The following is a 22,171-nucleotide window of genomic DNA, read 5'->3' on the forward strand; positions in this document are numbered from 1 at the left end:
TAGATGGTTTTTTACTCAAGCTTCTGTTTGAGCTCATGTGGCAGTAAATCAATCAATTGATCATAGGAAGACAAATCCAGCACTTCAAGCAGTGCGTAATATTTCGCATAGATTTCACTCAGCTGATCAGGATGGTTTGTTTGATATTGATTCAGATGCAATTGAGTTAGTTCAAGTGCAATGTCTAGCTTGTTTCGTTCGAATGGCTGTGTCGTGTTGATCATATCGTTCACCTCTTATTTGATGATGAGTGGAAAAATTATGGAGCAGTCTCGCAGCTCACCTTATATTCGTGCAATATATCATTTGTATAATATGTTAAAATTACCCTTTTTCAAAGAAAGAGAAAACTAGATAGAGAGTGGATTCTTTTAAAAATAGACAAGCATCTAATCACGAAAGGTGCCTCCTACATACGATAGAGTGTAAGTGAAAGACAACTTGAAGGGGTGTTGAGATGAGCCGGAATCGATTAGATGATTTCTTCTTTGGACCTCGCAGAGAAGAAACGGTTGTTTTCCCCACACGTCAAATTGTCAATACAAGAACGAATGAACAAACGATCAGAAAAATTCATCCAACGCATATCACAAACGTCAATAAAAATATCAAAAGAATAGAAAACTACTATCCTGTCACTGAATCTACTCACAACGAGTATATTGTAGAAGAATACGATTGCGGCAGTGATATCAAGAACCCTTGCTGCCGTCCGGTGAAGCGCTGTAAGTGGTAATGAAGGGGCATCCTTTTATGGGATGCCTTTTGTATATTTAACGTTCCATTTCATTTAATTGTCCCTGATCCAGCTGGAAGAAACGATTTCCTAATTCTGAATAAAGGTAGCGCTGATGGCTTGTAAATAAAACACATCGATGTGAGAATTCTTTTTTTAATAAAGAAATCGATTGTATTTGAGAGGCTTCATCAAGAGAGGTAAAAGGCTCATCAAGAATAATCAGCTCTGGAGATCTTGCCACCATACAATTAAAGAAAAGTTTATATCTCATGCCCAATGAATACTGTTTGACAGGCATCTTTAGGGCATGAGTTAAATCAAATGCATCACAAAGCGATAGAAAGGTCTCTTTGTATAAAACCTTTTCCGACTTTTTCATTTTCCATAAAGACTGGATAAGCTCCATATGCTCGAAACCAGTGAGCGCATCATAGACTAAAGGTTTATCTGGAATGTACGCTACCAGACTTTTATATTGAGCGGTTCCAGGGTGATGCTGCTCGTTAAGTAAAATCATTTCTGATGCTGAAGGAAGCAGACCTGCGATGATCTTTAAAAGTGTCGATTTACCGCTGCCGTTCTTTCCAATAATACAAGCTCGATCACTTTCTTTCAGATCAAATGACACATGATCGAGAAGGGGAGAAGTCTCTTCTGTTGATTCATAGCGAAATGATAGCTGAGACACTTGAAGATTAGCCATTGATGAATCCTCCAATAACAAACGCAGTAGTCACCAGCATATACAAGAGCACAGTTGCTAAGGCAGCTTTTTTTGATCCTTCAGCATAGTAAATAATTCCATCATAAAGGATGCGTAAAAGATATAAGTTGAATAAGAAGGAAACTATTTGAATCAAGAGAAAATAGTGATCTAATTGTAACACCATCACACAATAGATCGCTGCACTATTCACTAATAACAGAAATGCATTATAAACCAAAATAACAAGATACATTTTGCGTAATATAAAAGCTTTATGAAAAAAATACATATAAATAGAAGTTAGGACAGTACTGAGAAAATTTAAAATGAAATAAAGCGGGATTGTCAGCAAAAAGATAAAAACAATGCTGGCAAGTTGTTTCCCAGTGGATAAAGGTTCATCTACTAACAAATCAATAATAAAAAAAGTTAAAAAGACAGTCGACACAAATAATGATAGTAAGACAAGGCCTACAATGGTTTTAATCGATTGATTCTGATTGAAAAATTGCTTAGGTCGTAGAAGTAGCTCCATGGAACCACATTCTCCTTTCTTCTATGGTAGATGTACATGGCTAACGTATTGCTCTAAAAGAGATGCTATGAATAAGAGAACGGCTGCTGCAAAAATCAATTGAAGCACAGTCAGGGTCAGTTTTTTTAATTCAATTGTTTCTCCTTTTATAAATCGATAAAGATAAATAAAAGGATAAGAGCTGACGATTGAAAACAGAATTAATCCAAGAATTTCTACGAAAGCATGAGGCAGTAGTCCTGTGAATAGCTGCTGCGCTTCGTGATTGACAATCAAATACTGAACGAGTTTGCCGATAATGTAGCCGTTGTAAAAAAGAATGCCAGCAGACATGATGCCGCCTGTAAAAGCTCCAATGCCTAATATCGCCATTCCAACTTGTAAATTGTTTAAGAAAATAGATAGAAAAAACATCTCTTCATCCTTTTTAAGATAAGGAATCTGATCATAAGGAAGAAGGCTTCCGATTAGTACAGCTGCAATAAAGATAGCAGCGTAGAGGTAACCGAGGCGTAGAATCAGTCTATTCTCCGATATAAAACATCTTATTTTTTTCAACATATTCAATCCCTTTATAGATGGTCTTGCGGCATAACACCCAGCAAATCACTGAAACGATCACAAAATATAAAGCAAACAGAACGCTTACGAGACTTGTAGAATGCTGCAAAATAGGTAGAAAAGAGGTCAAGATCATATAGTACATGAAAGGCAACACGAGAAAATTCCTTGCAAAGGCCTGTCCTTTATCGATAACTTCTATTTCTTCATTGGTTGTCCCTATTTCATGCTCGTGAATAAAATTGAATTTCGTTGTGAATGGAAACAAATACAGTTGAATCAATGGAAAAATGAAAAAGCCAATCCCCAATACCACCAATTGAATGAGCATCTGAACATCAAAAAGGTGATATACACTCATGATTGATAGATTAATGAACAGTAGAAAGAGTGATGGTATGGAAAATAAACAATAAAATAACTGGATTTTTGATAAGAAAAACTGCATAAGAGATGTTTGAGAAAGCTCATAGAGCCAAATATTCTTTTTTTCAGCACTCAAAGAAAATATAGAAGGGGTCAGCATTCTCATTTCATATGTTTGATTAGCTAAAATCATCACATTTAATGTGAATAATAGCTGAATTTGCAAGGCTTGATGATCAATAAGCGAGATCAAACCTGTCATAACCCCGACATAGAAGAAGGCTTCATATGACATGAACATATAATTAAAAAACTCTTTAGACAGCAGCCACCTTTTTTCTTTTAGCACCTTAAGATCTTTTTGAATCAGCATATTCTTTTGAAACAGCGAGCCTTGAATTTTATCAAGTGCTTGAAAGTACCAATAAAACAAATCTCTAAAATGTTTTGAGCTTTGACCATGCTCTTTTCCAGTCGGAATCCAGCGAACAGGGGTCTTCATGACGAGTGTTGCCGTTAATATCACCACGAAAAATGTGACAGGTGAAGTAAAAAGCGCTAGAAATTGTAGAAATACCGAATCCTGTGAAAATAAAGCATGATGGATTTGTTGAAGATTATTCTGATATAAAGACATCAAGTTGTTTGAAAGTGTAATCCAAAACGCATCCTCTGCAAGCGAAGAAATTGATTGAAAAAGTTGTCGGAAGGTGTGATAAAAAGGGAAAATAATATTTGATATTAGAACTCTTCCAAATAAGAAGAAAAGTAAAGAGATGCTTGCGAAAAAAAGAACACGAATGATCCCAATTTTTTTTACGACAATGTTATAGATGTAAGCACCAAATATCTTATTGCTGACGATAAAAAGTAAGAAGCCTGTCAATATAACATTGAGATGCTTCAACCAGAATATCCAGTCATGTGTTTGAGCAATGAAATATTGAAAGAGAAAATAGATCAAATAAGTACTCAAGCTTGTAAATAGAAGCCATACCAACTCTGAAAATAAAAGCGTTTGAAAAAGGCATCTCGCGGAAACAGGTGCAAGCTGTATCAACTTTTCAAAAGGAAGAATATGCGTTCTTCTATAAGATTCAATTCCTTTGACAATAGAGAAAAGGAACAAAAATATCACAAAAGCACTTTCCCATTCTATTTGATAGACCGGAGAGTAAAGATATGAATAAATAACGTATACAATCAGGCATCCGAATAAAGTATCAAGGATACAAGAAAATAATATGTATTGTTTAGAAGAAAACGTTTTGAAAAATGGAACCCTGCGTATTATAAACTGAGCTAGATTTGAATATTGTTGTTTCATTCTAATTGATAGGAGTAGTGATAATAATGGATATAACATCTTCTCACCTGCATAAAAATTTAAATAGAAGGAGAACAAAGTCTCCTTCTATTGGGTCATAAAATTGAATTACCAAGCAATAACGGCTTTGCGGCCTTTTTTCTTAATTTCGTTTTTAAGGTACTGACGAATTGTCTCTTTACCAGCCGCTGCAATGAGAGAAAGACCACCTGATCCTACAGCAGTTAAAATGGAGACAATTGTTGTAACAGCCCCGCCCGCTTCAACCACGTTCAGAACAACAGCTGCAACACTGCCTGGAATACCAAATTCTTTTGCTAGATCAGCAACGGGCAGCATTTGTAGCGAGAAGGAAAAAAGAGCTAGCATAAGGAATCCTACTGCTAAAGCACCAAAAAGAACATGTAATTTGATTTCGTTTTTTGTTTCTGTCATATCAAATTCCTCCCTTTTTTGTATTTTTATTACTATTTCATCTTAGGATATTTTTTAGTTCATCGCAATCCTTTTTTTTCATTTTTTTCATGAATTAGTTATAGATTAATATAAAAAAGGTGAAAAGATAAGTGAGAAAAGAATCGTTTTTGCTAGAATAAAACACGTAAACATGATCGGAAATACCTTGTTTTTATAGGTGGGGAAGCGAGTCTAATGTGCATATAGGTAAAGAGATATGTGCAGAGGGGCCAATATCCTTTGATCAAAATCTCCTTTCAAGATAAAATTGGAAGTATCCATCATTCTTTTGGAGGTGATTTTCTGAATATTCGATTGTTAACACCAGATGATGCTGAAGAATATGCAGCACTCAGACTAGAAGCATTGCAATTAAATCCAGAGGGTTTTGCGATGAGCTATGAGGAAGAGCCAATCAATATAGAGGATAAATATAAAGCGCGTTTTGCTTCGGCGAAATCTATGTGGACATTTGGCGCTTTTCATCAAGGGCAGCTTGTGGGGACAGTCACGCTCATCCAAGAAACCTTGCAGAAGCTAAAGCACCGAGCGAATCTGACAGCGATGTATGTAACACCTAGTTCACGCGGAGAAGGAGCAGGCCAGGCCTTAATGACAAAAGCTCTTTCCTTTGCGCGAGAACGGCAGGATATCGAGCAAATGTATTTATCGGTGGTGACAACTAATCACTCAGCCAAACGCCTCTATCGCTCTGTTGGATTTGAGTCGTACGCTGTCGAAGAAAAAGCGCTAAAATGGGCTGATACATATGCAGATGAGGAAAAAATGGTTTTATTTTTATCATAGTCTGGAGGAGATAGAAGTGGATCAACAAGCCATGCGCATCACATTAGCAGCAGGACCCAATAGTGAGCTGGAATCTTTTGCACTGCGTGCAGCACTTGAAAACTTCGGCGCGAAAGTCGATATGCATTGGATTGGAAGACCGAATGACCTGATTCATGTGTTATCTGGCAGAAATAGAGGAGAAATAGATTACCTTCTTTTATCGTTTCACGGGGAAGAAGGAGCATTTATCATGCCTGAATTAGGGGAAGATGTATACGAAGATGAGGAGCCTAGAGATACTGCTTTTGGAGCGGATGAAATCAAGCGGTATGCCTCCTTAGAAGGAGTTCATGTCATCTCTACAGGCTGCACACTAGGAGAGAAAAATCTAGCAGATGCTTTCTTAAAGGCAGGGGCCACATCTTATACGGCACCGGACGATTACATCGATGGGAATGCAGCATTTATCTTTGTGCTGACCATGCTGTACGAGCTCATGAACAATACAAAGACGGTCAGAGCGGCATTTGATCGAGCGCGTTCCATTGATGAAGAAACGAAATTATTTCAACTATATATGCAAAAGTAATCAAAGGACTGAGAAATCAAGTCCTTTTTTTATTCATCTCTAAAAATGTGTCTAAAATGTGACAATTGTGTGATTTGCAAACTAAAAAGGGGGCATGCAAAGTCTATCTTACAAACACACGTCATTCAGGCATGGCGGCATCACGAGAGGAGAATCATTGTGTCAATGAAATGGAAAGTCAGTCTCGTCCTATGCGGACTTGCGATCATCATCGGAATCGCTGCGTTTTATCATAATCAGCAGGCAAGCGGGACAGAGAAGAAGAAGGTAGAACCAGATGCGAGCTATAAAGAAGTTGAAATTGTCACTCTCGTGAATGACGGGAGATACTTGAGATATGCTGTGAACTATCCAGTGTTTCATCAAAAAAAGCTAGATCAAGAGATGAAAAGATTTGCAGAAACAGCGCTCGACAAATTCAAAACATCATTTAGTGAAGCAAGTGATATCGATGAAGATCATCGATACGAATTAAACATAGATTACGAGATTACTCATTATGCCAAACAAACTGCTGCGATCAAATTCAATACATATGAATTGAAAGGCGGAGTAAAAGGCGCACATGAAACGGAGATATTCAATTTTGATTTTAAGAAACAGCATTTTTTATCGATAGATGATCTATTTTTATCAAAGAAAGAAAGTCTGCAAAAACTGTCTCAAATGACATTTGAGGAGTTAAAAAAAGATCACTCTCTTGCTGAAAACGAGCATTTGCTCAAACAAGGAACGTCTCCTAAGGCAGAGCATTATCAGTATTTTGCCATCAAAGATCGTTTTATTGAATTCTACTTCCCAGCAGGGCAAATTGCACCAGACAAACAAGGCCCTCAAGTGCTGGCGATTAAGAAAACACTGCTTAAAGGAATGTTAAAGCCAGAATACATCAATAAAGAAAAGAACAAAAACGAGAAAAAAGAACCGATCGCAAAAAGAAAGATCGTAAAACTGCCAAAACAGGGAGTATTCAACCCAAATCAAAAAGCCATTGCCCTTACATTTGATGATGGGCCAAATCCATCGACGACCTCAAAAATCTTAACAGCTTTAAAAGAAAACAAAGGACATGCGACATTTTTTGTCTTAGGAAGCAGGGTTCAATATTATCCCGATATGTTAGGTGAGATTAGAAAAGGTGGAAATGAAATCGGAAATCATACTTATAACCACCCTTTACTCACAAGACTCCCGTTAAAACAAGCCATCAAACAAGTAGAAGATACGCAGCAAATCATTGAAAAAGCTGGCGGATTCACACCGACTCACTTTAGACCGCCATATGGTGGAACAAACGGACAGATCAACTCGGCTGTCAACATGAAAGTCACGCTTTGGGACGTAGATCCTGAAGACTGGAAATATCGCAACAGCCAATACGTCGCCAACTACATTCTCACACATGCGTCTAGCGGAGAAACCGTCTTAATGCACGACATCTATGACACCTCTGCAAACGCGGCTGTCACGATCATCAAAGAATTGACCAAACAAGGATATCAATTACTAACAGTCTCGGAGCTTGAGCAGTGGAAGGAAGCACGGGCGAAAAAGGTAAATTGAATACGTAAAAAAGATGCGAGTCTTAATGGATTCGCATCTTTTTTAAATCCAATTATGAAGATAAAGGGAAAATATGTTAAAGTGATTGTAGAAAGGGAGGGCTTCGAATGGTGTTGATGAGGTTGATCAGCATATATATGCTAACAGCGTTTAGTTTGGGATTTGTTGTAAACTATGTACCTGGTTTGATGCTGCCCATCTATATTCTTGCGATGATTGGGCTCATTTTATGTCTCGGTCATATTGCGCTCCATTATATTCGGCGAATTAGATATATGTTGTTTGATGAAAAACGATAAGATTTCTCCTATTGAAAAACCTCCTGCTAGTTGCGCGAGGTGTTTTTTTTCGGTTTTTGATGTTCTAACAGTTGGATGATTGTCTCGTTTGACGCTTTGATTTGTCTCAAAAGAGAAACGATATTCCCTGTAAATCCTATGAGGACAATAAGTAAAATGATGATCATCCACATGTTATGACCTCCATTATCATATATCAAGGATACAGTATAATAAGAATGTCTAAAATGAACAGTTCGTGTCATATATTCGGCAATTGATGTGAATGGAGAATGTTGAGGGGGATTTATTTGAAACGAGTAGACGTGGTTTCAGCTATTATTTATGACGAGGAAGAAAATCTATTAACGGTCAAGAATGTAAAGGGATATTGGGAACTCCCGGGCGGTGCTGTGGAAAAAGGTGAACACCTGCAGCAGGCTGTCATCCGCGAAGTGAAAGAAGAGACAGGGTATGTTGTCAAAGTAAAGGAACTTCATTCGGTTCGAGAAGCATTCTTTCAAGATAAAAAGCATCATGCACTTATCATTACGTTCTTTGCGGAAATCACCGGGGGAGAGATGAACATTCTAGATCCGGATCATGATATTGAAGAAGTAAAATGGGTCAGCACTCAAACCTTTCAAAAGCTAAACCCAAAGCTATATCACATGCTAAAATTAAACCAACAAACACAAGCATTTTATGATTTTGAGGGAAATAGAACAATTGGTTAAATCCAAATGGATAGAGGCATGAAGGAGCGATATTGATGTTTTTATACTACGGGCCTACAGAAGCTCCAGTAGAAAATCCGGGAGAAGAATTCATGAAAAGGATCTTCTTTCAGGAGGGTGAAGAGTATTGGAAACAAGGTAACGGGGAATCTTCCATTGAGATAGAGGAAGATAGGGAATGCGAAACTCTAGTTTTCTTTTATACTGAACCGTATGGATTCTTTATCATCAGATATCCAGATTGTTTAGTTCCTTTTCAAAAGATAGAAAAGATCGAAACGATCGAGCATTTCATAGCAGGATCACCATTGTATGTACCGTCGTGCAGCTATGTCGATCGCAATCAGGCATATGAAATCGTTCAACATTTTTTGACGACAAAAAAGGTATCTGATCTTGTTGAATGGGTCGAGTTAAGGAATATTGATTTTCAGCATGATGTGAAAAGCTAGGGGAGTAAGATGAAAGTGTGTACAGATGAAAGAATACATAGTTTAGATGAGAGTATTCATTTACATGTAGGGTATGATGAGCATGGTTTTGATTATGAAGGCGTGTTTTTTAAGAGTTTAGAAACAGGGAGATGGCTATTGTTTTTTGATCAGAAAAGTTACGGGTTAACGTTTTCAAAGAAATATGAGAAGTGGAAAGATGTAGGGTTATTAATTGGGGAATATCCTATTGAAGATGGCCAAATTGAAGATGAAGGTAATAAGATTTTTGAACATTTTTTAAAAGAAAACAATATAGTGGAGTAAATGATGGTTAAACTTTGTTTAGCGCTTAGTTTTTTCGGAGTATTTTTTATTTGATGTTAATTAATGTTTGTTTCTTTTTATTAATAGTACCCTTTTCAATTAAGAAGAAATTGAGGGGAAGTTCATAATGACGAGATAAAAACAGACCAAGCTTGGTCTGTTTTTATAGAAGTTTCTTACTTTTTCAAGCACCATGTTGAGTTAAATAGAATCAATCACATTCACAGCTCGTTTTGTTATTTATCGCGAACGATGTTTTTTAGCGCACATAAATGCATGAGGATTTCGTTATCAATGTCAAAAGGGGGGTGCAAAATTTAAAAATCGAATTTAACTTTTGACCCATCATGCAATAATTCAGGTTCGTCATTTAGATATACATCACTTAAGTGAAGTGTGATTGAACTCAAATCCGAAACATCATCTACCAGTAAAGGAACTACAACCATACCTTCATTTTCGACTTTACCATAAAAAGAACCAACACCTTTATCCGTATACAAATTAGACGTATTGACTTCGATTTGTTTTTTTGTATTAGTGGTAATAACATCAACACCAGAAAACAAAACATCTTTATCAGAAGTGTTTTCAGTCGTATAAGTAATTTGTATTCTATGATATTTATCTTTTTCATATTGATTATCAGAAAGAAGCTCTTTATCGTCTTCACCTAAATTACTGTATTCAAAAACTTTAACATCTTGTATTTTCATCTTAATAGGACTTAAATCTATTTCTTTTTGTTTGTTGTTTATCTTTTTCAAAGTCAGTGTTGAACCATTTTTATCTTTCTTCCACTCCCCGATCTTTGATAAACGTCCTGACGTTGGTTTATTCTCTTTTTGTGCTGATTCTTTTGAAGCCTCTTTGCTCGTTTCTTCTTTTTTTGCCGGCTCAGTTGAGCTGTTAGTGTTACCACAAGCAGTTAAAACTGCCATAAAGCATAAGAATAAAATTAGTTTAGCTTTTTTCATTTTTCTACACCCTTCTATATACACATTTTAGTAATACAGGAAACATTATAATACAAAAAATATTGAAATGATGATTTTCGACAAAATTAGACAGAATAATTTATGACTTATAGCATGGGTTTAAAGTCACGAAACGTTCGATAGCGAATTCATATGTAACATTGAAAAGTGCTGCTATTTCATTTGTGAAATTATTATACGGTTGAATAGCTTTTATTTTTCTAAGGATAAATGTCGGAATACAAAACTTATATGCAAAACGCTTCGCCTGCATTTCCTGCAGCTCTCTAAAGAGTGGAGGCATTATTAATTGATTTCCTTCATGTCTTAGCGCATGACAAAGTTCATGACCAAAATCTTGCCACTGTTCTTGAGGGCTAAGGATTATCAATGATATTAGTTCCGTCATAATGTCGGCTGCTGAAGTTAAAAATGGTGTTACAAAAAATGTAGTTAAAATGAAAAAATAGGAAAGAGGCTATAGATGGATTTTATAAATGACCTTAGTGAAGAAGCTAAAGTTGCTCTAGGCTTAGCAATAGCTGAAAAAATGTATACATTCATAGATAAAGAAGATGATGGTTACCACATAGGAGAAAAAGCTTTAGATGATTGTTGGAAATGGCTTTCTGGCAAAGAGTTAAGTGCAGATGATTTATGTAATTATATAGATAGTGAAGATTATATGGATGTAGCTGAGTTCGCTAATAAAGAAAAAGATGAACAAAAACAATATGGCTGGTATTCAGTATTAGATGCAGTTTCTTACACAGCGTATCAAGCGTATAGACGAGAAAATAAAAAATTTGTTCCTCAAGTGCTAGAGGTAATAGACGATGAAACATTAATTGTAATGTGGGAAAATGCAATTGAATCAAAAAAGATTGATATGGCTGAATTAAATACCTTGAGAAAATATTTAATTGATCATTATCCTAGCAAAGATCACGATCATAACAAAATATATTTAATTAACAAAGAGGACATCGCAGTCATTTAAATTAGATTTATTGGGCGATATGAATAAAGGGCAGCTATTATCAAAATGCAGAGTGACAGTAGCTTAGCGCCGAAATCAAAAACAGACCTCACGAGGTCTGTTTTTGTTAGAAGTTAGGGAAATTCATTTTCACTTCCCCTTCTCCCGCTTCCGTTTCTCCTTTTCCGCCCGGTAAAACTCATGAAACATTTTCATCAGCGCCCGCTTCTCAATACGTGACACATAGCTCCGCGATATCCCGAGCTCCTTGGCTATTTCCCGCTGCGTTTTTTCTTTCTTTAAATCAAGGCCGAACCGGCCGACGATCACTTCTTTTTCTCGGCCGTCGAGAATGTCGATATACTCCTTTACTTTTTCAAGCTCCATGTTGAGCTGAATGGTATCGATCACATCTTCATTTTCGGATTTTAAGACATCAATTAATGAAATTTCGTTGCCTTCTTTATCCTGACCGATGGGGTCATGCAAGGAGACGTCCTTTTTTGTTTTTTTGAGCGCGCGTAAATGCATGAGAATTTCATTTTCAATACACCGCGCTGCATACGTTGCCAGCTTTGTTCCTTTTCCAGAGGAATAGCTTTCGATGGCTTTAATGAGTCCGATCGTCCCGATGGAGATGAGGTCTTCAGCGTCTTCCCCGGTATTTTCAAATTTCTTTACAATATGGGCGACGAGCCGAAGGTTATGTTCAATCAGCATGTTTCTTGCGTGTTCATCGCCCTGTGCCATGAGGGCTAAGTATTTTTTTTCATCATCTCCCGAAAGGGGCTGTGGAAAGGCATTGTTTTTGACATAGGACACTAAAAACACCAATTCTTTGACCATCAATCCCATCGCTGTAAATACTCCTGCCACGATTTTCACCTCCACCATGTTTAGGCCGCTGCCTATATCCTCAAATGTATGTGAAGGAGGGATTGTCTGTGTCTGTACGATGAAAAAATCATGTTTTTCGAAAAATGTTCGTCTCTTTTTACAGCCCCTCTCATATGTTTGCGGTTTCTTTGCGGTGCTTGGCGGTCAAGAAGCGTGCTAAAATATGTAATATTAGACCGAAAAGGAAGGGGTTTTTTCGGAACATGGGGAAGGTTCTATCTTCACATGTAGGTATGAAAATTAATGAATGGTATCGAATGATACGGCAGTTCAGTGTTCCAGATGCGGAAATCTTGAAAGCGGAAGTTGAAGCGGAAATTGAACAGATGGAAGAGGACCAGCATTTACTGATTTATTATCAGCTCATGTGTTTTCGGCACCAAATCATGCTTGACTATATACACCCTTCAAAATATCAACCTTTCTCAGTATCTAATCTAGTCGATAAAATCGAAAACTCCAATCATGAGTTATCTGATATGCTGCATTATTACCATGCATTTTTTCGTGGCATGCATGAATTTAGTCAAAAAGAATATTTAGAAGCCGTCAAATATTATCGAGTGGCAGAAAAGCAGCTGTCCATGGTATTCGATGATATTGAGCAGGCAGAGTTTCATTTTAAAGTGGCAGAAGCCTACTATATCATGAAACAAACACATGTCTCCATGCACCATATTTTAAAGGCGCTGGAAATATACGATCAGCATGATGCGTATACCATTCGCATCATTCAATGTCTCTTTGTCATCTCAGGAAATTATCAAGATTTAAAACGAAAAGACCGGGCACTGCCTCATTTAAAAAAGGCAAAACAGCTCGCATCTCAAATTGATCACCCGCGCATATACAGTTCAGCGCTCTATAATTTAGGAAAATGTTATGGCGAGCTGGGTTATAGAGAGGAAGCGGAACGATATTTAACGGAATCCGCTGATCTTGCCCGCAAAGAGCTGCTTCCAACGCTTCCGCATACGCTCTATACGCTAGCGAAGCTGCTTTTTAGACAGAATGAACAGGCGGATGCCCTGCGCATATTAGAAGCTGGGAAATTGGCCGCAAAGAAGCATGAAGACCAGCTGTTCTGTCATATGTTTGAGTACCTGGATGCTTTATATGTTCAGGAAATCAATGAAGACCAACTGCAAAAAACCATTGATTATTTGGAAAAACTTAGCCTATACTCTTATATAGAGGATATCTCACTAGAAATTGCGACAGCCTTAGAAGCCTCTCAACAATACAAGAAGTCCAACCAGTATTATCAGAAATTATTATGGGCTCAAAATCAAATCCAAGAAGGAGAGTGTCTGTATGAATTCTAAGCAACGTTCGACAGTTGAAGAGAGAAACCAAACGTGAAACAAAGAGCGGGCCAGTATGGCCGGCTTTTTTATTTGAAAAAGAAGCGGATATCACCATGAAGCTTGCATGAATTGATGAGAAAGCGGGCAATTTATCGGTAATGATGTTCGGTGGAGGAGGCGGTCGAATGAGAGGGCTGCATATCTTGATGTGTATATGGCTGCTATGTGCTTTTGTTCCTAATGAAGTAGAGGCACGTACATTAAAACGAGTCGATCTTGAAAAAACGGGACGTGCCTTTTGGGACATGAGAGCGGAACGGAAAAAGATTGCGATCACCTTTGATGATGGACCTCATCCAGTGTATACAAATCAAATATTGGATGTGCTGAAGGAGCATCAAGTGAATGCAAGCTTTTTTGTGATAGGGAGCCGAATCCATGCATATCCAATGATCGCAGAACGGATTGTGGACGAAGGGAATGAACTCGGCAATCATACGATGAATCATACGTATTTTGACCTTTTGTCGTCAAAGGAGATCAAGCGGGAATTAAAAGAATCAGCGGCTCAAATCGCTTCACTCCAGCCTGGCGGCCCCTTATTATTTCGCCCTCCTGGTGGACGCTTAACAATGAAATCATTCCGCATTCTGTCAAAGCAAGGGTACGATGTGGTCATGTGGTCTTTTACGCAAGATCCGAAGGACTGGTCAAGACCAGGGGCTCATAAAATTGCAAGCCGAATTATTGATCATATTCAAGGCGGCGATATCATCCTTTTACATGATGGCGGGGGAAATCGGAAGCAAACGGTAGAAGCATTAAAACAAGTGATTCCTGAATTAAAGAAGAGAGGCTATGAGTTTGTAAAAGTAAGTGAACTGCTGCACCATGACAAAGCATATATGCCCGTTCAGCTGCAATAGGAAGCATTCGTCAAAAACAGTCATTCATTGAAACCAAAAGTCTTGTCGTTTACTATATGAAGAGGGCTTTTGGAGGTGAATGTTGTGAAGAAATATGTTTTCCTTTTCATCCTATTATGTGTTGCTGCTGGGTGCTCTAAGCCAGTACAAGAAAGCGTCATTGCATTTGGTGACAGCAATACAAGAGGATCAAACTGGGATTTTCGAGATTATCCAACATCTGAAAAATGGGTAAATCTCATGAAAAACGTCGAGCGCGGCCAAATTCAAGTGAAGAATGCAGGCATTGGCGGGCAGACGACTGAAGACGCGAAACTTCGCTTTGAGCAGGATATTTTAAAACAGAAACCAACTTACGTCCTCATCATGTTCGGGACGAATGATGCGGCGATTTTAGACGGGAAACATCCCCGAGTGACGAAAAAACGGTTTAAAGAAAATTTATCCTACTTTATTTCTGAAAGTAGAAAAGAAGGCATTACCCCGATTCTCATGACCTGTGTGCCTGTTGTAGAAGGCGGGAAAAAGGGCTTGTATTATTACTCTAGATATAAGTCATCTTATTTTGCCGGAAGAGGCGGGGCAAGAGCCTGGCAAAACTCTTATAATGATATCACGAGAGAAGTAGCGAAGGATGAGCAGGTGCCGCTTGTCGACAACTGGAAAGCTTTCATCCGAGAAGCAGGTGAAGATAGTGATCGAGCTCTGATTCAGTCAGGTTTGATCGACCCTTCTGGCAATCATATGACACCAAAAGGGGCGAGAATTATTTATAACGAAATCAAAGAGCGTGATGTCATCAAACATTTTTAAATGATGGCCATCTGCCTAAACAAGACCATCCATCCAGCATAGTCTAACAGTATATCTTCCTAGAAGGAGGTAACTGATATGTGGGGATGTCCTTATCCTTACCCTGCGTGTTCACCTTATCCAGCACAAGGAGCAGGAATCGGTTACGCTTTTCTTGTTGTGTTCCTTGTGGTCATTTTAGTCGTAGGCGGAGGGTTATGGTTTTGGAATGAACAGCCTTGCAATTAAGACACCTCTTCTTTTATCAGAAGGGGTGTTTTTTACGGAAAATAGTAGTAAGCCTATAGCGCAAGTGATATAATATCAGTCACCTGAGTTTAAAAAAGGAGAGTGCTCGGGAGGCATGGTTCCTGTGATATGGAATTAAGAGGAAACAGAGAGCATATGCCCGAGCGAACGTCTTTTCATTTCTGTCTCAATTAATTCAATGAAGTCGCGATTTAAGTTCATTTCATTTGCTTTATAATACGATTCTATAAGTAAATCATCTGACAGCTTTTTCATACTAGAAACCCATATGATGGGAAAAACACCTCCCCTGAAAAAGTTGGCATAAAATTTGAAGAAAAGACATATCATCATAGGTTGATCGACTGTCTTTGAAGTACCTTTAATCTACCATGAATGGGAAACAAGAACAATCGTTCTGTTATCCACATGGTTAAGTGGATAACTTGTGGGTAGAGTGTTTATAATTGAATGAAAGCGTGATGAAATATAGGTGGATAATGTGTGTAAAATTATCCACACCTGTTGAAGGTCCTCATCATATGTCGAAAACTTTTTCATTGTATTCGATAGACAGACAAATTGTGATTTGATTCGACACAATCGCTGAAAACCAATGGAAGAAAGGGTGCAAATTGTGCTAAAGAAGTATTTCTTACCGGATGAATTTGTGAAAAGTATTTTCCACATTTCGCCGCAAAAATTAAAAGAACGAAATGTAAAAGGAATTATTACCGATCTAGATAACACACTAGTAGAATGGGACCGTCCAAGTGCGACACCGCGCTTAATTGAATGGTTTCAAGAAATGAAAGATCACGGGATACAAGTGACGATTGTATCGAACAATAATGAAAAAAGGGTCAAGCTTTTTTCTGAACCGGTTCATATCCCGTTTATTTATAAAGCGAGAAAGCCTATGGGAAGAGCCTTTAATAAGGCAGTTGCTGATATGCAGTTGAAAAAAGAAGATGTGGTTGTCATTGGGGATCAGCTCATGACAGATGTTCTTGGCGGGAATCGTCATGGCTTCCATACGATTTTGGTCGTTCCTGTTGCTGCCTCGGACGGATTTTTCACAAAGTTTAACAGGCAGATTGAACGCAGAATTTTAGGAGCCTTAAAGCGTAAGGGCCACATTCAGTGGGAGGAAGAGTAATAATGGAAAAGGTTGTTTGTATTGGCTGCGGTGTAGCCATTCAGACGGAAGATAAAGATCAATTAGGATATGCGCCGGCAGCATCTCTATTGAAAGAAGATGTGATCTGTCAGCGCTGTTTTAGGTTAAAGAACTACAATGAGATTCAAGATGTTTCTTTAACAGAAGACGACTTTTTAAATATATTGCACAGCATTGGAGAGACAGATTCTCTCATTGTGAAGGTCGTTGATATTTTTGACTTTAACGGAAGCTGGATCAATGGGCTGAGCCGTATTGTCGGTGGTAATCCGATTTTACTTGTCGGCAACAAAGTGGATATTTTACCGAAATCCGTGAAAAAAGATCGTCTGATTCATTGGATGAAGCGGGAAGCAAAAGAAAACGGATTAAATCCCATCGATGTATTCTTAATCAGTGCAAGCAGAGGCCAGGGCGTACCTGAGGTGATGGAAGCGATCGATCATTACCGCGAGGGAAGAAATGTCTATGTCGTCGGCTGTACGAATGTTGGAAAATCAACATTTATCAATCGAATCATCAAAGAAGTATCTGGGGAAGAAAACGTTATTACTACATCCCAATATCCAGGTACTACACTTGATGCCATTGAAATCCCGCTTGATGACGGGTCTGCTTTATTCGATACGCCGGGCATCATCAACCGCCATCAAATGGCGCACTATGTCAGCAAAAATGACCTGAAGATTTTAACGCCGAAAAAAGAATTGAAACCGAGAACGTTCCAATTAAATGAAGCACAAACGCTTTATTTTGGCGGACTGGCTCGATTTGATTACGTAAAAGGTGGCAGAACATCATTTGTCTGCTATATGCCAAATGAGCTGAACATTCACCGGACAAAGCTGGAGAACGCAGATGATTTATATGAAAAACATGCAGGGGAACTCTTGTCACCGCCATCAAAAGAAGGAATGGAAGATTTCCCGCCGCTCGTTCCGCATACCTTTACCATTGATCAGCCAAAAATGGACATCGTCTTTTCAGGTTTAGGCTGGGTCACTGCAAATGATGCGGGCAAGCAAATCAAAGTTTATGCGCCAAAAGGCGTTCATGTGTTTATGAGACGTTCGTTAATTTAAATGTTCAAAGGGGGAGAGACCTTGAAACCTTTATACGGAGTAATCGGTAACCCTGTTGGCCATTCAATGTCTCCGGATATTCATAATGCAGCATTAAAGGATGCTGGAATTGATGGACATTATCATGGCTTTCAAGTAGAAAATGATGACCTGAAAGATGCTGTTAGCGGCATGAAAGCATTAGGAATCAGCGGCATTAACGTCACTGTTCCGCACAAGGTAGAAATCATGCAGTACCTTGACAAAATTGATGTGACAGCTGAACGCCTCGGTGCCGTCAATACGGTGCGGCTCGAAGGGGATCAGCTCGTTGGGTACAATACAGATGGAGAAGGCTTTCTTCATTCATTGCTTGAAGCCTTGGATCAGCCGTTATCAGAGCTGTCATTTCTCCTGATTGGTGCTGGCGGAGCAGCAAGAGCGATATATACGACAATTGCTCAGTATGCACCGAAGAGCTTTGATATTACGAACCGCACCATTGAAAAAGCGGAAGCTTTAATTGAAAGTGCAGAGGGGAAAATTACATCTCATGCAATCACATTAAATACAGCAGAAGAGCGGCTTGGGGAATATGATGTCATCATCCATACGACCTCGATCGGCATGTATCCGAATGTTGAAGAAACCCCGATTTCTTTAGCGAACGCAAAAAAAACAGCGGTCGTTTGTGATATTGTGTATAATCCAATAGAAACAAAACTGCTTAGTGAAGCAGCAGGATTAGGCTTGAAAACAGTAGATGGGGTTGGCATGTTTGTTGGACAAGCAGTAAGAGCCTTTGAACTCTGGACAGGCATCACGCCTGACGCCGGAAAAATGAAGTCAATTGTCATAGAGAAATTAGGAGGAACACCATGTTAAAAGGTAAGCAAAAACGTTTTTTACGTGCACAGGCACATCATTTATCACCTATTTTTCAAGTTGGAAAAGGCGGGGTAAATGACAATATGGTCAAGCAAATTTCCGAGGCGCTTGAAGCAAGAGAACTGTTAAAGGTCAGCGTATTGCAAAATTGCGACGAGGACAAAACAGAAGTTGCGAAAGCACTTGTAAAAGGTGCAAAGGCGGAACTCGTTCAAACGATCGGAAATGTGATTGTCCTTTACAAAGAATCTAAGGAAAATAAACAAATTAAGCTGCCGTAAAGGTGGATGTGATATGAAAAAAATAGGATTGTTCGGCGGTACGTTTGATCCTCCCCATAACGGGCATTTGCTGATGGCAAGTGAGGTACGGATTCAAGTGGGGCTTGATGAAATTTGGTTTATCCCAAACCATATGCCTCCTCATAAAACAGGACGGAAACGAGCAGATAGTCATCACCGGATAAAAATGGTGGAGGAAGCGATTCAGTCAAATCCATATTTTCGGCTCGAGCTCATTGAAATGGAGCGGGAGGGTCCGTCTTATACGGTAGATACAGTCGATCTGTTAAAGAAGCGTCATCCAGAAGATCAGTTCTTTTTTATGATAGGAGCGGATATGGTCGAGTATTTGCCAAAATGGCATCGGATCGATGATTTGCTTCAAATGATCACCTTTATTGGAATGAAAAGACCAGGTTACGTTGGAAGTACGGCATATCCTCTTTTATTTGCAGATGTTCCAGCTTTTGATGTATCATCGACATTGATTAGGCAGCGAATAGAGCAGGGGAAACCTGTCGATTATTTGATTCCGAAAGCTGTTGAGCGTTATATAAAGGAGCATCATTTATATGAATCGTGAAGAAGCATTGAACTGTGTCAAAGAGCAGTTAACAGAGCATAGATATACACATACACTTGGAGTCATGGAGACAGCCATTTCATTAGCGGAACGGTTCGGTGCAGATGTGAAAAAAGCAGAGATCGCCGCTATTTTTCATGATTATGCGAAATTTAGACCAAAGGAAGAAATGAAGGGGATTATCGAGCAAGAGAAGATGAACCCTTTATTGCTTGAATATTCGCCAGAGCTTTGGCACGCCCCGGTTGGTGCCTATTTGGTCAAAAAGGAAGCTGGAATTGACGATCAAGATGTGTTAACAGCCATTGAATTTCATACTTCCGGCAGACCAGACATGACTTTACTTGAAAAAGTCATTTATGTCGCAGATTATATTGAACCAGGACGTCATTTCCCTGGTGTCGAAGAAGTAAGGGAGTTAGCAGAGCATGATCTAGATCGCGCACTGATCCAATCATTAAAAAACACCATCAGTTTTCTAATGAAAAAGAATCAGCCAGTCTTTCCAGATACGCTTGCTACTTACAACTCGCTTGTGCATAAGAACAACTAAGGAGGAATTTTGGATGGATTCATCATCAATTTTAAACGTCGCAGCAGGAGCATGCGATGATAAACGGGCTGAGGATATTATTGCCCTTAATATGCAAGGAATCTCACTTGTTGCAGATTATTTCCTCATTTGTCACGGAAATTCTGATAAACAAGTGCAAGCCATTGCAAGAGAAGTAAAACATCTTGCAGAGGAAAGTGGAATTGAAGTGAAGAAGATGGAAGGCTTTGATGAAGCAAGATGGGTATTGATTGACCTAGGTGATGTCATTGCCCATGTGTTCCACAAAGAAGAAAGAGGATACTACAATCTAGAAAAGCTATGGGGAGATGCGCCGAGAGAAACGCTTTCACTTGGCATTAACTCATGATTTATCAAGGGTTTGCAGGTGTGTATGACGAGCTCATGACACATGCACCTTATGATGAATGGGTTCAGTGGATCCAGCAGTATATTAAGCCGAATGCAGCCATCATCGATGTAGGCTGTGGAACTGGAGAGATTTCTCTTCGGTTAGCTGAAAAGGGCCACAAGGTCACAGGAATTGACCTTAGTGAAGAAATGCTGGCCTTCGCGCAGCAAAAAGCGCAGGCGAAAAACCAGTCGATTCAATTTTTACATCAAGATATGAGAGAGGTTACGGGCTTTGAGCAAGCCTTCCAGGCAGCCGTTATTTGCTGTGATTCCCTGAATTACTTAAAAAACGAAAATGACGTCAAAAAAACCTTTAAAAACATGTTTCAGCTTTTAGAGGCAGATGGGGTTTTACTTTTTGATGTTCATACGCCTTATAAAGTGGAAGAGGTATTCCCGGGTTCGACTTTTGCAGATCAAGATGAAGAGATCAGCTATATTTGGCAGAGCGATAAAGGGGATGACATGTATTCGGTCATTCATGATTTAAGCTTTTTTGTAAAGGACGGAGACATGTATCAGCGTTATGATGAGACACATGAACAGCGCACATTTCCATTTGAAACATATGCAGCGTTCCTCGAGTCCGCTGGCTTTGAACATATAGAAGTGACCGCTGATTTTACAAATGAAGCCCCCGGTGAATTCGCCGAAAGATATTTCATCTCAGCTAAGAAACCAAAAACCATCGTTTAATAGAACGATGGTTTTTTAAAACCCTTTTTTCGCTTATTGCAAAGATGATTAATTTCTGCGATCATCAGTGAACACACTTGGTGGATATTGATGCGCAACTGCTTCTAAATCTTCATCAAATTTTTCATGGGTGTTTTGAAAGAGACGGTGAAACATATCTTGCACACCTGCTTCAAGTGCTTTAATGCCTTCACCAGTGACGCCGCCTTTCACACATACTTTGTCTTGCAGTGTCGGAAGGGTATAGACTCTTTTTTCAATCAAACGGCCAAGTCCAACAAGCATATCTTCTGATAAGGTGGTGGCTTCTTCTTTAGAAATATCCGTTTCTTCTACGGCCGCTTCAATCATTTTCTGAACGAGAAAACTGATAAAAGCAGGTCCGCAGCTGACAATATCGGAAGCCGCTCTTGTAATTGAATGATGGATCTCAATTGGTGTTGAAATGCACGAAGCTAACTGTCTTAACGCTGTTTTCGTCGCGGCATTGCATGATGAACCAAAAGTTAAAAGTGATGCACCTGATAAAGCGCGGTTTGTAATGCTTGGAATCAGCCTGGCTGTTTGACATGGAACGATATCCTGAAGCTGTTCAGGATGAACCGGACTTGTAATAATGACAATAGTTTGCTGCTCCGTTAAAAGAGGGCTCAGCTCTTTTAAAAGTGGATAAATATCAAGTGGTTTGACACAAACAAAAATGAAATCTTTATTCATGACAGCACCTGAAAGCTGTTTCGTTACTTCAAGCTCTGGATGGTTCTTTTTTATATTGAACGCTTTTTCAATGGTTCGGTTTGTAATGGTGATTGATGAGGGATTGACTGCTTTTGATTCAATAAATGCCTCAGTAAGTATGGTACCCATGTTTCCTGTACCGATTAACCCTATATTCAAACGTTCTCCCTCCTTAGACGCGTAGGATCTGTTATCTTCTAAACAGTATGTTGAGCAGTAGAAAAATATGATTGAAAGAAGCGTGAG

At 38.9% G+C, this 22,171-nt stretch carries 33 protein-coding genes; 21 read left to right on the top strand and 12 right to left on the bottom strand.

Annotated elements, in window-relative coordinates:
- Nucleotides 1-11 precede the first annotated feature (11 nt).
- Nucleotides 12-224, bottom strand: a complete 213-nt coding sequence (locus NSS92_RS02445; protein ID WP_340866843.1) for a hypothetical protein — start codon at nt 222-224, stop codon at nt 12-14.
- 233 nt (nt 225-457) lie between these two features.
- Here NSS92_RS02445 and NSS92_RS02450 point away from each other — a divergent pair, with 233 nt between their 5' ends.
- On the top strand, nt 458-736 hold the full coding sequence (locus NSS92_RS02450; RefSeq protein WP_039180101.1) for a spore coat protein: 279 nt from the start codon (nt 458-460) through the stop codon (nt 734-736).
- 37 nt (nt 737-773) lie between these two features.
- On the opposite strand, the gene NSS92_RS02455 is transcribed toward NSS92_RS02450, so the two are convergent.
- The 5 genes from NSS92_RS02455 to NSS92_RS02475 all read right to left on the bottom strand — a co-directional run bounded on the left by NSS92_RS02455 (nt 774) and on the right by NSS92_RS02475 (nt 4,669).
- The gene (locus tag NSS92_RS02455) at nt 774-1,442 is read right to left on the bottom strand and encodes an ABC transporter ATP-binding protein (protein ID WP_340866844.1); all 669 of its coding nucleotides are present in this window, start codon (nt 1,440-1,442) and stop codon (nt 774-776) included.
- On the bottom strand, nt 1,435-1,980 hold the full coding sequence (locus NSS92_RS02460) for a hypothetical protein (protein WP_340866845.1): 546 nt from the start codon (nt 1,978-1,980) through the stop codon (nt 1,435-1,437). The genes NSS92_RS02455 and NSS92_RS02460 overlap by 8 nt, the downstream gene beginning before the upstream one ends.
- Before the next feature lie 21 nt (nt 1,981-2,001).
- Entirely contained in the window at nt 2,002-2,541 is a 540-nt protein-coding gene (locus NSS92_RS02465) for a stage II sporulation protein M (RefSeq protein ID WP_340866846.1), read from the bottom strand.
- Entirely contained in the window at nt 2,504-3,814 is a 1,311-nt protein-coding gene (locus tag NSS92_RS02470) for a hypothetical protein (RefSeq protein WP_340866847.1), read from the bottom strand. Before NSS92_RS02470 ends, NSS92_RS02465 begins: the two co-directional genes overlap by 38 nt.
- A 528-nt stretch (nt 3,815-4,342) precedes the next feature.
- Nucleotides 4,343-4,669, bottom strand: coding sequence for an uberolysin/carnocyclin family circular bacteriocin (locus NSS92_RS02475; protein WP_024423066.1), 327 nt, complete (start codon nt 4,667-4,669; stop codon nt 4,343-4,345).
- A gap of 261 nt (nt 4,670-4,930) precedes the next feature.
- Here NSS92_RS02475 and NSS92_RS02480 point away from each other — a divergent pair, with 261 nt between their 5' ends.
- The 4 genes from NSS92_RS02480 to NSS92_RS02495 all read left to right on the top strand — a co-directional run bounded on the left by NSS92_RS02480 (nt 4,931) and on the right by NSS92_RS02495 (nt 7,930).
- Complete coding sequence (locus NSS92_RS02480) at nt 4,931-5,497, top strand: GNAT family N-acetyltransferase (RefSeq protein WP_340866848.1); 567 nt, start codon at nt 4,931-4,933, stop codon at nt 5,495-5,497.
- A 16-nt stretch (nt 5,498-5,513) separates the two neighbouring features.
- On the top strand, nt 5,514-6,068 hold the full coding sequence (locus NSS92_RS02485; protein ID WP_340866849.1) for a delta-aminolevulinic acid dehydratase: 555 nt from the start codon (nt 5,514-5,516) through the stop codon (nt 6,066-6,068).
- 159 nt (nt 6,069-6,227) lie between these two features.
- Nucleotides 6,228-7,631, top strand: coding sequence for a polysaccharide deacetylase family protein (locus NSS92_RS02490; protein ID WP_340866850.1), 1,404 nt, complete (start codon nt 6,228-6,230; stop codon nt 7,629-7,631).
- A 107-nt stretch (nt 7,632-7,738) separates the two neighbouring features.
- Entirely contained in the window at nt 7,739-7,930 is a 192-nt protein-coding gene (locus NSS92_RS02495) for a hypothetical protein (protein WP_034280052.1), read from the top strand.
- Nucleotides 7,931-7,956: 26 nt separating this feature from the next.
- Here the strand turns inward: NSS92_RS02495 and NSS92_RS02500 are convergent, their stop codons facing one another.
- A complete protein-coding gene (locus NSS92_RS02500) occupies nt 7,957-8,103 on the bottom strand; it encodes a hypothetical protein (protein ID WP_340866851.1) in 147 nt (48 codons plus the stop codon).
- Between the two features lie 117 nt (nt 8,104-8,220).
- Between NSS92_RS02500 and NSS92_RS02505 the strand changes: the two genes are divergently transcribed.
- Genes NSS92_RS02505 through NSS92_RS02515 form a run of 3 tightly spaced genes read left to right on the top strand, consistent with a single transcriptional unit; the run spans nt 8,221 to nt 9,404 of the window.
- Nucleotides 8,221-8,646 carry an NUDIX hydrolase gene (locus tag NSS92_RS02505; protein WP_267587276.1) on the top strand — a complete coding sequence of 142 codons (426 nt, stop codon included), beginning with the start codon at nt 8,221-8,223 and terminating at the stop codon, nt 8,644-8,646.
- Nucleotides 8,647-8,681: 35 nt separating this feature from the next.
- On the top strand, nt 8,682-9,098 hold the full coding sequence (locus tag NSS92_RS02510; RefSeq protein ID WP_340866852.1) for a hypothetical protein: 417 nt from the start codon (nt 8,682-8,684) through the stop codon (nt 9,096-9,098).
- A gap of 9 nt (nt 9,099-9,107) precedes the next feature.
- On the top strand, nt 9,108-9,404 hold the full coding sequence (locus NSS92_RS02515) for a DUF3986 family protein (protein WP_340866853.1): 297 nt from the start codon (nt 9,108-9,110) through the stop codon (nt 9,402-9,404).
- A gap of 317 nt (nt 9,405-9,721) precedes the next feature.
- Here the strand turns inward: NSS92_RS02515 and NSS92_RS02520 are convergent, their stop codons facing one another.
- Nucleotides 9,722-10,381, bottom strand: coding sequence for a hypothetical protein (locus NSS92_RS02520; RefSeq protein WP_340866854.1), 660 nt, complete (start codon nt 10,379-10,381; stop codon nt 9,722-9,724).
- 100 nt (nt 10,382-10,481) lie between these two features.
- Complete coding sequence (locus NSS92_RS02525; RefSeq protein ID WP_340866855.1) at nt 10,482-10,790, bottom strand: ImmA/IrrE family metallo-endopeptidase; 309 nt, start codon at nt 10,788-10,790, stop codon at nt 10,482-10,484.
- A 75-nt stretch (nt 10,791-10,865) separates the two neighbouring features.
- On the opposite strand from NSS92_RS02525, the gene NSS92_RS02530 reads away from it, so the two are divergent.
- Nucleotides 10,866-11,381: an Imm6 family immunity protein gene (locus NSS92_RS02530; protein WP_268419768.1), complete on the top strand. Its 516-nt coding sequence runs from the start codon at nt 10,866-10,868 to the stop codon at nt 11,379-11,381.
- Nucleotides 11,382-11,510: 129 nt separating this feature from the next.
- Here NSS92_RS02530 and sigK read toward each other — a convergent pair whose 3' ends face one another.
- The gene (gene sigK, locus NSS92_RS02535; RefSeq protein WP_034738387.1) at nt 11,511-12,239 is read right to left on the bottom strand and encodes an RNA polymerase sporulation sigma factor SigK; all 729 of its coding nucleotides are present in this window, start codon (nt 12,237-12,239) and stop codon (nt 11,511-11,513) included.
- 221 nt (nt 12,240-12,460) lie between these two features.
- Here sigK and NSS92_RS02540 point away from each other — a divergent pair, with 221 nt between their 5' ends.
- The 4 genes from NSS92_RS02540 (at nt 12,461) to NSS92_RS02555 (ending at nt 15,531) form a co-directional block, all read left to right on the top strand.
- Nucleotides 12,461-13,582: a response regulator aspartate phosphatase gene (locus tag NSS92_RS02540; protein WP_041086294.1), complete on the top strand. Its 1,122-nt coding sequence runs from the start codon at nt 12,461-12,463 to the stop codon at nt 13,580-13,582.
- A gap of 167 nt (nt 13,583-13,749) precedes the next feature.
- Nucleotides 13,750-14,490 carry a polysaccharide deacetylase family protein gene (locus tag NSS92_RS02545; RefSeq protein ID WP_340866856.1) on the top strand — a complete coding sequence of 247 codons (741 nt, stop codon included), beginning with the start codon at nt 13,750-13,752 and terminating at the stop codon, nt 14,488-14,490.
- An 84-nt stretch (nt 14,491-14,574) separates the two neighbouring features.
- Nucleotides 14,575-15,303 carry an SGNH/GDSL hydrolase family protein gene (locus NSS92_RS02550; RefSeq protein WP_185907625.1) on the top strand — a complete coding sequence of 243 codons (729 nt, stop codon included), beginning with the start codon at nt 14,575-14,577 and terminating at the stop codon, nt 15,301-15,303.
- Nucleotides 15,304-15,381: 78 nt separating this feature from the next.
- Nucleotides 15,382-15,531: a hypothetical protein gene (locus tag NSS92_RS02555; RefSeq protein ID WP_162842499.1), complete on the top strand. Its 150-nt coding sequence runs from the start codon at nt 15,382-15,384 to the stop codon at nt 15,529-15,531.
- 135 nt (nt 15,532-15,666) lie between these two features.
- On the opposite strand, the gene NSS92_RS02560 is transcribed toward NSS92_RS02555, so the two are convergent.
- Nucleotides 15,667-15,807, bottom strand: a complete 141-nt coding sequence (locus NSS92_RS02560; RefSeq protein ID WP_003217327.1) for a sporulation histidine kinase inhibitor Sda — start codon at nt 15,805-15,807, stop codon at nt 15,667-15,669.
- A 361-nt stretch (nt 15,808-16,168) separates the two neighbouring features.
- Here NSS92_RS02560 and NSS92_RS02565 point away from each other — a divergent pair, with 361 nt between their 5' ends.
- From NSS92_RS02565 to NSS92_RS02600, 8 genes are read left to right on the top strand one after another with little or no spacing between them, the layout of a single operon-like run.
- Nucleotides 16,169-16,690, top strand: coding sequence for a YqeG family HAD IIIA-type phosphatase (locus NSS92_RS02565; protein WP_008356191.1), 522 nt, complete (start codon nt 16,169-16,171; stop codon nt 16,688-16,690).
- 2 nt (nt 16,691-16,692) lie between these two features.
- The gene (gene yqeH, locus NSS92_RS02570) at nt 16,693-17,793 is read left to right on the top strand and encodes a ribosome biogenesis GTPase YqeH (protein WP_034661381.1); all 1,101 of its coding nucleotides are present in this window, start codon (nt 16,693-16,695) and stop codon (nt 17,791-17,793) included.
- 21 nt (nt 17,794-17,814) lie between these two features.
- Entirely contained in the window at nt 17,815-18,657 is an 843-nt protein-coding gene (gene aroE / locus NSS92_RS02575; protein WP_267587282.1) for a shikimate dehydrogenase, read from the top strand.
- Nucleotides 18,651-18,941, top strand: coding sequence for a ribosome assembly RNA-binding protein YhbY (gene yhbY, locus NSS92_RS02580; protein ID WP_008342507.1), 291 nt, complete (start codon nt 18,651-18,653; stop codon nt 18,939-18,941). Before aroE ends, yhbY begins: the two co-directional genes overlap by 7 nt.
- A 13-nt stretch (nt 18,942-18,954) precedes the next feature.
- Entirely contained in the window at nt 18,955-19,524 is a 570-nt protein-coding gene (locus NSS92_RS02585) for a nicotinate-nucleotide adenylyltransferase (RefSeq protein ID WP_267587283.1), read from the top strand.
- Entirely contained in the window at nt 19,514-20,077 is a 564-nt protein-coding gene (gene yqeK / locus NSS92_RS02590) for a bis(5'-nucleosyl)-tetraphosphatase (symmetrical) YqeK (RefSeq protein WP_340866857.1), read from the top strand. The genes NSS92_RS02585 and yqeK overlap by 11 nt, the downstream gene beginning before the upstream one ends.
- Before the next feature lie 13 nt (nt 20,078-20,090).
- Nucleotides 20,091-20,447 carry a ribosome silencing factor gene (gene rsfS, locus NSS92_RS02595; RefSeq protein WP_003217467.1) on the top strand — a complete coding sequence of 119 codons (357 nt, stop codon included), beginning with the start codon at nt 20,091-20,093 and terminating at the stop codon, nt 20,445-20,447.
- On the top strand, nt 20,444-21,187 hold the full coding sequence (locus tag NSS92_RS02600) for a class I SAM-dependent DNA methyltransferase (RefSeq protein WP_267587285.1): 744 nt from the start codon (nt 20,444-20,446) through the stop codon (nt 21,185-21,187). The genes rsfS and NSS92_RS02600 overlap by 4 nt, the downstream gene beginning before the upstream one ends.
- A gap of 48 nt (nt 21,188-21,235) precedes the next feature.
- On the opposite strand, the gene comER is transcribed toward NSS92_RS02600, so the two are convergent.
- Nucleotides 21,236-22,084, bottom strand: a complete 849-nt coding sequence (gene comER, locus NSS92_RS02605; RefSeq protein WP_267587286.1) for a late competence protein ComER — start codon at nt 22,082-22,084, stop codon at nt 21,236-21,238.
- Nucleotides 22,085-22,171 lie beyond the last annotated feature (87 nt).

The sequence above is a fragment of the Bacillus sp. FSL M8-0166 genome, from assembly GCF_038008825.1.
Taxonomy (GTDB): Bacteria; Bacillota; Bacilli; order Bacillales; family Bacillaceae; genus Bacillus; species Bacillus safensis.